14 protein-coding genes and 2 tRNA genes are annotated in these 10,331 nt (G+C 39.7%); 7 read left to right on the top strand and 9 right to left on the bottom strand.

Features of this window, described 5'->3' with window-relative positions; all coding sequences use genetic code 11:
- The first annotated feature begins 21 nt into the window (after positions 1-21).
- A tRNA-Gly gene (locus tag G596_RS0119610) sits at positions 22-94 on the top strand.
- A 3-nt stretch (positions 95-97) separates the two neighbouring features.
- Here G596_RS0119610 and G596_RS25085 read toward each other — a convergent pair.
- Together G596_RS25085 and G596_RS0119605 are read right to left on the bottom strand one after the other, a co-directional pair.
- Positions 98-331, bottom strand: coding sequence for a hypothetical protein (locus G596_RS25085; RefSeq protein WP_155829370.1), 234 nt, complete (start codon positions 329-331; stop codon positions 98-100).
- A 120-nt stretch (positions 332-451) separates the two neighbouring features.
- Positions 452-1,672, bottom strand: a complete 1,221-nt coding sequence (locus tag G596_RS0119605; protein WP_022763504.1) for a MerR family transcriptional regulator — start codon at positions 1,670-1,672, stop codon at positions 452-454.
- A gap of 133 nt (positions 1,673-1,805) precedes the next feature.
- Here G596_RS0119605 and G596_RS0119600 point away from each other — a divergent pair, with 133 nt between their 5' ends.
- On the top strand, positions 1,806-2,444 hold the full coding sequence (locus G596_RS0119600) for an HD domain-containing protein (protein WP_022763503.1): 639 nt from the start codon (positions 1,806-1,808) through the stop codon (positions 2,442-2,444).
- Between the two features lie 277 nt (positions 2,445-2,721).
- The gene (locus G596_RS0119595) at positions 2,722-3,300 is read left to right on the top strand and encodes a hypothetical protein (protein ID WP_155831964.1); all 579 of its coding nucleotides are present in this window, start codon (positions 2,722-2,724) and stop codon (positions 3,298-3,300) included.
- 50 nt (positions 3,301-3,350) lie between these two features.
- On the opposite strand, the gene G596_RS0119590 is transcribed toward G596_RS0119595, so the two are convergent.
- Together G596_RS0119590 and nudC are read right to left on the bottom strand one after the other, a co-directional pair.
- Positions 3,351-3,830: a hypothetical protein gene (locus G596_RS0119590; protein ID WP_022763501.1), complete on the bottom strand. Its 480-nt coding sequence runs from the start codon at positions 3,828-3,830 to the stop codon at positions 3,351-3,353.
- 41 nt (positions 3,831-3,871) lie between these two features.
- A complete protein-coding gene (gene nudC / locus G596_RS0119585) occupies positions 3,872-4,630 on the bottom strand; it encodes an NAD(+) diphosphatase (protein WP_330361236.1) in 759 nt (252 codons plus the stop codon).
- 211 nt (positions 4,631-4,841) lie between these two features.
- Between nudC and G596_RS0119580 the strand changes: the two genes are divergently transcribed.
- Positions 4,842-5,234 (top strand): pyridoxamine 5'-phosphate oxidase family protein, encoded by a 393-nt coding sequence (locus G596_RS0119580; protein WP_022763499.1) that lies wholly within the window; start codon positions 4,842-4,844, stop codon positions 5,232-5,234.
- Positions 5,235-5,316: 82 nt separating this feature from the next.
- Here G596_RS0119580 and G596_RS0119575 read toward each other — a convergent pair whose 3' ends face one another.
- Complete coding sequence (locus tag G596_RS0119575) at positions 5,317-6,594, bottom strand: class I SAM-dependent rRNA methyltransferase (protein WP_022763498.1); 1,278 nt, start codon at positions 6,592-6,594, stop codon at positions 5,317-5,319.
- 181 nt (positions 6,595-6,775) lie between these two features.
- On the opposite strand from G596_RS0119575, the gene G596_RS0119570 reads away from it, so the two are divergent.
- Positions 6,776-6,849: transfer RNA gene (locus G596_RS0119570), tRNA-Pro, on the top strand.
- 106 nt (positions 6,850-6,955) lie between these two features.
- Here the strand turns inward: G596_RS0119570 and G596_RS0119565 are convergent.
- From G596_RS0119565 to G596_RS0119555, 3 genes are read right to left on the bottom strand one after another with little or no spacing between them, the layout of a single operon-like run.
- Positions 6,956-8,173 (bottom strand): tyrosine-type recombinase/integrase, encoded by a 1,218-nt coding sequence (locus G596_RS0119565; RefSeq protein WP_022763497.1) that lies wholly within the window; start codon positions 8,171-8,173, stop codon positions 6,956-6,958.
- 3 nt (positions 8,174-8,176) lie between these two features.
- On the bottom strand, positions 8,177-8,374 hold the full coding sequence (locus G596_RS23125) for a helix-turn-helix domain-containing protein (RefSeq protein ID WP_022763496.1): 198 nt from the start codon (positions 8,372-8,374) through the stop codon (positions 8,177-8,179).
- Complete coding sequence (locus G596_RS0119555; protein WP_022763495.1) at positions 8,358-8,540, bottom strand: hypothetical protein; 183 nt, start codon at positions 8,538-8,540, stop codon at positions 8,358-8,360. The genes G596_RS23125 and G596_RS0119555 overlap by 17 nt, the downstream gene beginning before the upstream one ends.
- 332 nt (positions 8,541-8,872) lie before the next feature.
- Here G596_RS0119555 and G596_RS24235 point away from each other — a divergent pair, with 332 nt between their 5' ends.
- Together G596_RS24235 and G596_RS25695 are read left to right on the top strand one after the other, a co-directional pair.
- Entirely contained in the window at positions 8,873-9,502 is a 630-nt protein-coding gene (locus G596_RS24235; protein ID WP_022763494.1) for a helix-turn-helix domain-containing protein, read from the top strand.
- A gap of 48 nt (positions 9,503-9,550) precedes the next feature.
- On the top strand, positions 9,551-9,763 hold the full coding sequence (locus tag G596_RS25695; RefSeq protein ID WP_330361237.1) for an ATP-binding protein: 213 nt from the start codon (positions 9,551-9,553) through the stop codon (positions 9,761-9,763).
- A gap of 284 nt (positions 9,764-10,047) precedes the next feature.
- On the opposite strand, the gene G596_RS23115 is transcribed toward G596_RS25695, so the two are convergent.
- Positions 10,048-10,331, bottom strand: a 284-nt coding sequence (locus G596_RS23115) for a leucine-rich repeat protein (RefSeq protein ID WP_044929212.1), incomplete at its 5' end; no start/stop codon positions are given.

Below are 10,331 nucleotides of genomic sequence, written 5' to 3'. Positions count from 1 at the left end.
GCTTAGCTCGTTTACATATACGCGATAGTAGCTTAGTTGGTAAAGCGCCACCTTGCCAAGGTGGAGACCGCGGGTTCGAGCCCCGTCTATCGCTCGCTTAGGAAGTTCCGAGATTCTTAATTCTATTAAGGGTTTCGGAGCTTTTTATTTGTATAAAATCAATAATATTATTGAGTAATTCTGCGTGACCAACTTCATCTGTGCTGTTTTTCATATCACAGTACTTGTTCAATAGGTCTCTAACATCTTCAAGGTCATCTGACTTAGCGTGAGAGTAATACCTTTCATTCGTTGCAACGGAATGGCCAAGAAGATAAGCTCGCTTAGCCACTTTTAAATCCAACCTAGGTCAGGCTTTGATTTCTGTCCTAGACACGTTCAATAAAATTTTCCGTTAATTGTGTGTATAACAAGGTAGACAACTCGGAAACCCGCATCTTTCCTTTCCGTCTCAATTAATTGCGATAAAGAGCCCGGCATCCTTGGTGATGTGGAATTCATGACTCACCTTTTTCATAATATAATTCTTAAATTCTGCATACCTGTTCAGAAGATAGTGGTTCTGATTGCCGTGGCACGAAAAAATATAATCTATTAGAGGACCAGCATCAGTAATGATTATTTCATCCTTGTATTTCTTCAGTTCCACTTCTCCAAATACGCCGCGCAATATATCAGCACCATTCTCCAGACCAAATATTTTGTATAAGTCATTGCTGGAAAGCACGATCCTATCATCAAAATCTATTACCAGCTCTCTGATCTCTTTCATATGATTACTACTATATGTGCTGCAGACTAGTCTTCCGCCGGGCTTCAGCACTCTGCGTATTTCCTTACAAGCAAGATGGACATCGTCACAATAAAAAAGGACGTGCCCCGCAATTACAAGATCAAAGGATTTATCTTCAAATGGGATAGCATTAAGGTCAAATGCTTTGTAGGAAAAAGTTAAGCCCCGAAGTTCTTTTGAATATGCTGATGCAGCACGGTCTATATTCTGTCTTGCATCATGCAGTATACCTGCAGAGATATCTGAAAGAGTTATTTGTATATCTGTATAATTGCGCTTGGACAATTCGCTTATATTCTCTGCCCATAATGCTCCATTACCGCAACCAAGCTCAAGAATATCCATCCCGGAAGAGATATCACATTCCTGTAATACCCAGTTAAACCATCTTTGTTTATTCGTTGAATATTTGTTATGAAGTTCTATCCTGGCAGAGATGTTGCTTGCATTTTGATATTGGCTCTTTAAGTTGTTCTCCATTGAAGTCATGTGAATCAGATCAAGCATCTGCTTCCAATCGGGAGTGGCAGAGCTTTCTATAGCTTTAATGGTGGCATTTACACCTGCCTCAACATTTTTCATTTCATCAATTCGCTCTGAAAGCAGCTTTTTCTGCATCTTTAGGGCATTTAGAATGAAATGATTATCAGTCTGACCATTTGGTATTTCTTTTATCTCATCCAGAGAAAATCCCAGGTACTTTAAAAGCAATATCTGCTGTAGAATAGCAAAATCGTAATCTGTGTAAAATCTTGTACCTGACTTTGTTATATAAGATGGCGCAAGCAGACCTTTCTGGTCATAAAATCTTATTGTTCTTACCGATACGTGAGCCATTTTGGCAAATTGTCCGGATGAATAGTACCCATTTTTATTCATAAAAGTATTCTCCAATATGATTAAAAAAGTTCTTGAAGGTTACGTTACGTCACCTTTTATAATCTGAGTATAGCATAGTTATAAGTTCAGTGCGCGCCTGAATATAGTCAAGATAAGATTGGAGGTATAACAGATGTTTCCAAGTATCAAAGAAGCTCTTGAAGAGTTAGAAATAGCAAGAAAACTGAATCCCGGACCATGGGTGGATCACTCAAAGAATGTTGGCTTAGCAGCTCGTAACATTGCTGAAAAGATACCTGATATGGATTCAGAGAAAGCCTATATAGTCGGCCTTTTGCATGATATCGGAAGAAGATGTAAATATGGCTTCGTTGATATTCCTACGCACGTATATGAAGGGTACAAGTACTGCATGGAGAAAGGATGGAATGAACCGGCCAGGATTTGCATGACACATTCCTATCTTCGCATGCAGGACGAGTTTTGCTACGAGCCCGAAACAGAGCATGAGAAGGCTATCAAAGATTACATTATGAATTGTGGTGAGCCAAATGATTATGACAAGCTGATCCAGCTCTGTGATTCTCTTGCCGCAGATTATGGTTTTGTAATTCTTGAAAAAAGATTTGTTGATGTTACAAGACGATACGGAATTATGGAAGGCTACATAAAAGGCTGGGAGATTGCATTCAAGATAAAAGAAGATTTTGAAGTTCGTATGGGATGTTCTATATATGATGTTCTTCCGGATATAGGCAGAACTACACTTCTCTGCCCTAAGCCCTGGAAACCACCGGTAAGCTGTAACTGAAATGAAGATTGTTGATGTGATAGATTGAGGAACCTGTGAAAGAATAAGTAGGATTCATAAGATAAAGTAAATCGGAAAGGACAATATGGAAAATATAATTATGCCTTAAAGGCTTGTCATAATTTAAAAAATAAAAAGTTTACTTTGTTTAGGAAAAATTTATGTGCAATAGCGATAATTCCTTTCTATAATTAAAGTGCAGAATAATATTTGCCCTGCATGGGGAGAAAGGAAAAACCGCTAAAAAAGCGGTTGGTATGAGTATATGAAAAGATTTATGAAAAGTTCTATTGCCGTTTTTGCATTGTCGCTTATTCTTATTGCCACCTTTGGGACAAAAGCCCTCGCGTACAGCGAGATACCCGATTGCTTTGATTTTACCGAAACAGTCCTCAAGATGGATGCCGGAACAACAAAGCAGATTCCGATAATGGCTTACTACAACTATACGTATTACCTTGGACCTCACACAAGCTCCGGAACCTATATGGAGTGCTCCTACAAAACAGGTTATCAGTATGTAACACTCCACATCGGAGCAGATGAGACCGAAAAGAACATCTTCTATCATTTCTATGTTGACGATGACAGAATGCCAACCTCGGAAAAGCATGATTGTATAGAAGTATATGTTCAAAACATTAATCCCGCCGCTGCTGCAGCTGCCGATGCAAAGGAAGCCGCTATTTCAGGGCTTAAAAACTACAGCGGAAACAATGCCGAATTTAACGCTTTATACTACTACTCCAATTACAAGGATCTTCAGGATGCTTTCGGAACAAATCCTGATTTGCTTCTTGCTCATTACAACCAGTTCGGTAAAAATGAAGGCAGAATAGCCAATAAATTAAAATAGTTACATAATAATAAGGGCGCTGTATCAAGCCGGATACAGCGCCTTTCTATTTATACCTCTTCGAAGCTCTTTTTCATAAGCTGTTTCAGCAAAATAGGCTGAATAATAAATATCAGGAAAAATCCTACCACAAAACAGATAAAAAGGGATTTGAGAAACATAATTATAAAGGGAGGCATCTGTGCCATTCCTCCGCTCTGGCGCATAGCCATATTATAAGCAAATGCCACCATGGCCAGTGTAATTACAGGGGTATATATCACATCTGAAATAAGGCTTTCAACAACCCTTGTACCAATCTTACCTCTCTCAAGTCCCCATTTTGCACATAGACCGCCAGTTACCTTGCCGATAGGAATAACAAAACCTATTATTAAACTGATTATTGTACTTAATACGAAGCTGATGATAAATCCGGGAACCGTGAAGTGTCCTGAAGTGAGCGTGCCCACAAGAGAAAGTGCAAGACTCATAAGAATTCCCATTCTGATTGCCATCTGTCTACCGATTTTTCTCATCTGTTCTTCCATGCAAAAACCCTCCGTTTTCCGGTGTGCCTGTTAATTTTTCTCTAGATAAAGTCCTCGGGATGTTCCTTAAAATGCATCATCATTGTTGCAGTAAGACTTAGATTACTGTTTTCTTTTCCGATATCCTCTCTCTTAACCCACTCGGCTATGGCGAGCTCATCGCGGTCAATGTTTACTTCACCTTCTCCGTCAAGTTCACAGAAATATCCCAGCAAAAGATTTGAATCGAAGCCCCATGGCTGACTTGCAAAATATCTTATATTCTTTACCTTAAGCCCGACTTCCTCCATAACCTCACGTCTGACAGTATCCTCCGCGGACTCTCCTATCTCGCAAAATCCTGCTATAAGCGCATTTCCTTTATAGGGTCTTCCCGCATATCTCGTCATCATGATTTTATCTTTATCCGTTACCCCAACAATAACCGCAGGGCAGATCTTGGGATAAATAATGTTCCCGCATCTTGGACACCTAAGAGCTCTCTCCTTGTCGTAAACGACCGTCTCCCTGCCGCACCTTCCGCAGAACTTGTTGTCGCGGTACCAGACATAGAGGTGATATGCTGTCATCCCGGCAAAGCACAGATATCCCGGATTTGCATTTCTAAGAACTCTGATATCTTCATATCTGTACTCATGCTCCGGAGATCTGTCCGCCGAGATATCGGAGATATAAAATCCGTACTCTCTTTTGGGCAGGAAAAAACGCATATCGTCAATTTCAAAGAGAAAGACCATCTCCTTTTTATCTATTCCTATCTCATCTGCCTTAGGAAAACTAATCTCTCCGTTTTCTCCCAAAACGCACAAAAGCTCCCTCCCCCGAAAAGAAAACACGTAATCTCCGGAGACAGGAAGCTCAGCTTTATACTCATTATGAAATTTCCTGGGTGATATATCCTGAATCATATAATGATTGTAACATCATCTAATCTTCATTTCGATACCTTGTAATATAAATAACAGAAAGTTATAATTTATTTTATACAATTTAAATAAAAGGAGGCTTATCATGCAGGAAGTTTATGAATTTTTAAAAAAATGCGGCACTTATTATCTGGCAACAGTTGACGGAGATCAGCCCAGAGTACGCCCCTTCGGAACAGTAGATATTTTTGAGGATAAGCTTTACATCCAGACAGGCAAAGTAAAGGATGTTTCCAAGCAGATCCAGGCCAATCCCAAGGTGGAAATCTGTGGTTTCACCGAAGGCAAATGGGTTCGCGTTGCAGGAGAACTTGTACGCGATGATAGAATTGAAGCAAAGCAGCATATGCTTGATGCTTATCCGTCTCTTCAGGGCATGTACAAGGCTGATGATGATAATACAGAAGTTCTTTACTTTAAGAACGCTACCGCAACTTTCTCTTCCTTTACCGACGCGCCCAAGGTTGTACAATTCTGATAACCTATAAAAATATAATTATGCCACCGGCTTATCAAAGTACCGGTGGCATTTTTCTCTAAAAATCCTAATATGAAAAATCTTACAATTCCTCAACGACCTGAAAAATATAGAATTTTAAATAAAATGATGCATCGTTAGACCAAAGTATAGGATGGTCCGCAGCCTGCTGCCTGAATTCTACCTGACGAAGCTGCTTGTGGGCACTCCTTGCTGCCTCTCTGATCGTCTTTGCAAAAAGCTCTTCATCCATAAAATGAGAACATGAACAGGTTGCCAGATATCCACCGTTTTTCACAAGCTTCATTCCCCTGATATTGATCTCCCTGTAGCCCGTTACAGCCTTCTTAATCGAAGCTCTCGATTTTGTAAAGGCCGGTGGATCAAGGATTACCACATCATATTGCTCGCTCTTCTTCTCAAGCTCGGGCAAAAGATCAAACACATCCGCGCATTGGAATTTTATTATGTTTTCAAGCCCGTTCAGCTTCGCATTTTCCTCCGCCTGAGCACATCCCACATCCGATGCATCAACCGCAAGAACGGAGCTTGCACCTGCTGCCGCAGCGTTAAGTCCAAAAGATCCGGTATGAGTAAAGCAGTCAAGGACCTTCTTCCCCTTACAAAGTGATGCTATAGCCCTTCTGTTATTCTTCTGATCCAGGAAAAATCCGGTTTTCTGGCCGTTCTCAACATCTACATAATACTTTACTCCGTTTTCCTCAATGAGCACCTTTGTATCAAAAGGCTCACCTATAAAGCCTTTAGTTCTCTCAAGACCTTCCTGCTCTCTGACCTTGGCATCGCTTCTCTCATATATTCCCTTGATGTCAACACCGTCTTCTGCGAGTACCTTCTTACACAGATTGAGAATAATGTTCTTCATTCTGTCTGTACCAAGAGCAAGCGACTCAATGACAAGTACATCGGAAAACTTATCAATTGTAATTCCCGGAAGAAAATCTGCCTCACCAAAAATCAGGCGGCATGAAAGCTTCTGCAGAGCTTCCTTTTCATCAGTTCCCGAAAGCCTGGCATCATACCCGTATAACTCAGGGTTCATAACCGTTTTTCTGTAACCCCACGCATTTCTTATACGAGTTTCCAAAAGCTCCTCATTTACAGGATGCTCTTTTCTTCTCGACATCATGCGCACTCTTATCTTGGAATTGGTATTAATAAAACCGTATCCCATAAAGTATCCATCATGATCAAGCACTTCGACAATATCACCATTATCAAAGCTGCCCTCTACTCTGTTTATCTCATTATCAAAAACCCAGGCTCCGCCGGCCTTGATTGTTCTCCCCTCGCCCTTTTTCAAAATTACCTTTGCATCAGCAACAACAATTGCACTCATAATTATGCCTTTCTTCGCTCACCTATTGACAAAATAACACTTTATATTGTATCATACTTTTTGCTGCGAAAGTCTCTACGGCTTTTGCTTTACATATAACGGAATGTGGCTCAGTTTGGTAGAGCGCTGCGTTCGGGACGTTGCGCTAGAAACTGATTTTCCGACTCATTATTTTTTACCACGGGGTGTGGCTCAGCTTGGTAGAGCGCGTCGTTCGGGACGACGAGGCCGCAGGTTCGAATCCTGTCACCCCGATTTTTTATGCCCTAATTCTACCATTTTTCTACCATTTTCCTTTTATTCTTCAGAAAAATATCTGATAACACAGAAAGCTCTCTATAAACTATATTCAATTGTTTAGTTACTGGTCGTTGTCATGTTCGGAATAATCCTTAAGAGGAATAATTCCTGTCATTGTATCTGAGATTTCTCTCTTAGCCTCTTTATCTTTTACTTTTGCATATATTTTAAGAGTGGTATTGATGTCTGCATGTCCAACCCACTTCTGAATGCTCTTAACATCCTTATTCTGATGGACGAGAATCGATACGCATGAACTTCTAAGACCATGAAAAGTAATATCCTGAGGCAGTTCAGGAATCTTCTTAATCAGTTTACAAAACAGCTTTGACGGATAATCCGGATAAAAAAGCGACCCATCAACATGTTTGAAGATGTAGTCGCTCTCATAGTAATTGTTACCGCATAGCTGTCTGTATTCATTTTCCTTATCCTTTAACCTCTTGAACATTTCAATCTGTTCATCTGTCAGAGGGTACTCGCGTGTACTGGAGTCTGTCTTTGTTGAATTGACTCGATTGATGACTGTCCCTCTTGTAACAGTATGGTTGATGCTCATAGTTTTGTTCTTAAAGTCCAATGCAGACCATCTTAGACCAAGCAGTTCCTCTCGCCTAAGTCCAAAGAACAAAGTGACATAGAACAGTTCGTAAAGCTCGTGGTTCTTTATTACATCCAAGAAACGCTGAGCTTCTTCATAAGAAAAAAATTCCTCGTCTGTGTCTTTCTCTTTAGCATACTTATTTGCCAGGTTCTTATTGATCACAACTTCCTTAGCGGGATTTGTAGCTATCAATCCCTCCTTGACTGCCTGCTCCAGAATACTGCTTAGAAGCACTTTTGTATCTTTGACTGTTCTGCGCTGAACCTTATAGGTTTTGAACATGTCATCAAGAAAGTTCTCGACCATGGTTTCGTTTAAATCTTTTACTTTTGTATCACCAAAGTAATTTTTAATTCTGTTTGCTCTATAAAAATAAGAAGAAAGGGTTGTATCTGAAACCTCTCTCTTCTTCTTTTCAAGAAAACCATCTGCGTATTCACTTAAAGATATATTTCTGTCAGTACTCTTTGCTTCTTTTTTATTTAAAAGCCTGCTTCTCATCTCTGAAGCCTTTTTAATATTCTCGGGTGCATCTTTTAGCCCGGTGGATATCCACTGTTTTTCTAAGGTCTTGCTGCCATCCTTAATAATATAGTTGTTCTTGATAATATAAAGATAACCGCTCCTTCCCTGGATACCCGTAGCTCTCCTACCGCTTTTCTTTGGTCTTGCCATTATTTAGCTTGCCTCCTTAACAAAATCTACATCGGGGTACATGAATTCTAAAAGATATAACTTTGGAATTCTGTACTTTCCTGCAATCATCATAGATCTGATTGTGCCATCCTTCAGATAGTCATAGACTGCGTTCCTTCCTATCTTGAGGATTTCCTTAACATCTGTAGGTGTGAGTATGTCATTATACCCAACTAACATATTCGTGTATTCCATGTCTGCTCCTTTCTTTATTCTTCTTCATTTCTGCTACGATTTCCTTGACTGCTTCATATGGTGTGGGGTCTTTAACTCCACACACATCTCTGAAATCAAGAATTTCTTCCTTTAGTTTTCGATTTGCTCTTTGTCTGTCCCTGTTTTTCATTTTCCTCCTCTCTAAGAAACACACTTCTCCCGTTCTCTTGGGGCTTCGGCGACATCTGTATCAGGAAACGCCGGGTTCCTTCGCGACATCCGGATTTCCGGGAAACGCTACTTGTTGATGAACCATTTTGTTTTATTTTGTTTTCTTAGTTCTTGTAAAGAACATTTCTGTTCTTTAATTGTACTATATCATATCGTTTGGTTCTTTGCAAGCACTTCAATGTGCTTTTTTCGTTTTGTTCTCTGCATGTCCATTTTTGTGCTTCATTACTACTATAATCCGTGTTACCATATCAGTAATGAATCGTAATTATCAGTAATGGAGGAATCCGCATGATTACAATAAATAAAGCATTTGGACAGGATCCGGTAGAGTTCAATGACGAAACTGCTGCAGACAGAGTTGGGGCAAGAATACGCACCATAAGAAATGCAAGAGGATTGTCGCTTGCTGAACTTGGTGAAAAAGTTGGGTTAAATGCCGATAGAATGCAGAAGTATGAAAACGGGGCAAGAAAGCCAAAAACAGATATGCTCAAAAAGATTGCGGAAGCACTTGGTGTAAGTACGCTTGCATTGGCAGATCCGGTTACAACCAGTTATATTGGCGCCATGTATGCTATGTTTGAACTTGAGCATAACTTTAATATGAAAATCGAGCCCACGGATGAAAATCATGTACCCGGATTATGTCTTACGGTAGATTTTAAGGATAGTCTTTATGAGTACATGAAAGACTGGTATGATGTATACGCTCAGATGAAGTCCGATCTCGAGGTTGCTAATTCCGAAGAAGAAAAGGCGGAAATCATAAATGCCTACCATAATTGGGAATGGACTTATCCACAAGGAATTGTTGATAAGACGGAGAAGAGCCTTGAAAAAGCCCGCCTCAAGAGAAAGATAGCGGAATTACAAGAACGATATGATCAACTAGATCAGAATGATAGCGACATAGAATAGGGGAGATTTATCTATGGTATCTAAAGAGTACTTTGGAGAAGATAAAAAATAGAGTTTAAGCAGGAAATCCCAGCTAAACACGAGAAATTTTTAGTCGAATCCAAGATACAGATTTCCATTTTCGACGATAGAATAGAGGTTGTATCACCAGGTATGCTTTATGGTGGAATGGATTTTGAAACCATGAAAACCGGAAGATCAAAATGCAGAAATCAAGCAATCGCTGATATGTTTCAGTACATGCACATAGTTGAAGCATAGGGAACCGGAATCCCCAGAATTATCAAATCTTGCAGGCAATATGGTCTGCAAGAGCCCATTTTCTAGGAATTTGGTGATGGAATTAAAGTTACTGTCTATAGATTGCATGCTCTATAAAAAAATCTTATTTTATTGGAATTTATTCTTAATGTGTCAGTACTTCATATCCTTAGTTGTAGAAGCAAAATTCTTTTATATTTACCCCTTCCACAATATGTCACTACGTCAAAACAGTAAAAAAATCCTCCTGCCACTAATTCGAAATAATGACAGGAGGATTAAACTTACTTCTTATTCTTTACGCTCTTAACTGTTGCGTTCTTAGGAAGTCCTGACTTTTCAAGAAGCGTCTTGTTCTTCTCAAAGTTTTTGGCGCTGGTCTTTACCTTTATGATCACGTTCTTCTTTGTATTCTTAAAGGCGCCCTTTCCAACCTTCTTAAGCTTTCCTCTGATGACGACTTTCTGAACCTTCTTACCGTAGTTAAAGGCATTCTTGTCTATAGTGTTGATGTTTTTTCCTATATCAACTTTTGTTGCCTGCTTGCAGTTTTTAAGGAAGCCCTTGC

It is taken from the genome of Butyrivibrio sp. AD3002, from assembly GCF_000420905.1.
GTDB lineage: Bacteria > Bacillota > Clostridia > Lachnospirales > Lachnospiraceae > Butyrivibrio.
Note: the sequence above shows the minus strand (reverse complement) of the source record. Positions and strands in the feature narration are given on the sequence as shown.

Bases quoted from the DNA above. Each gene is read 5' to 3' on its own strand.
- G596_RS0119605 (WP_022763504.1), bottom strand. From the start codon at position 1,672: ATGAATAAAAATGGGTACTATTCATCCGGACAATTTGCCAAAATGGCT.
- G596_RS0119600 (WP_022763503.1), top strand. From the start codon at position 1,806: ATGTTTCCAAGTATCAAAGAAGCTCTTGAAGAGTTAGAAATAGCAAGA.
- G596_RS0119595 (WP_155831964.1), top strand. From the start codon at position 2,722: ATGAAAAGTTCTATTGCCGTTTTTGCATTGTCGCTTATTCTTATTGCC.
- G596_RS0119590 (WP_022763501.1), bottom strand. From the start codon at position 3,830: ATGGAAGAACAGATGAGAAAAATCGGTAGACAGATGGCAATCAGAATG.
- G596_RS0119580 (WP_022763499.1), top strand. From the start codon at position 4,842: ATGCAGGAAGTTTATGAATTTTTAAAAAAATGCGGCACTTATTATCTG.
- G596_RS0119575 (WP_022763498.1), bottom strand. From the start codon at position 6,594: ATGAGTGCAATTGTTGTTGCTGATGCAAAGGTAATTTTGAAAAAGGGC.
- G596_RS0119565 (WP_022763497.1), bottom strand. From the start codon at position 8,173: ATGGCAAGACCAAAGAAAAGCGGTAGGAGAGCTACGGGTATCCAGGGA.
- G596_RS23125 (WP_022763496.1), bottom strand. From the start codon at position 8,374: ATGTTAGTTGGGTATAATGACATACTCACACCTACAGATGTTAAGGAA.
- G596_RS0119555 (WP_022763495.1), bottom strand. From the start codon at position 8,540: ATGAAAAACAGGGACAGACAAAGAGCAAATCGAAAACTAAAGGAAGAA.
- G596_RS24235 (WP_022763494.1), top strand. From the start codon at position 8,873: ATGATTACAATAAATAAAGCATTTGGACAGGATCCGGTAGAGTTCAAT.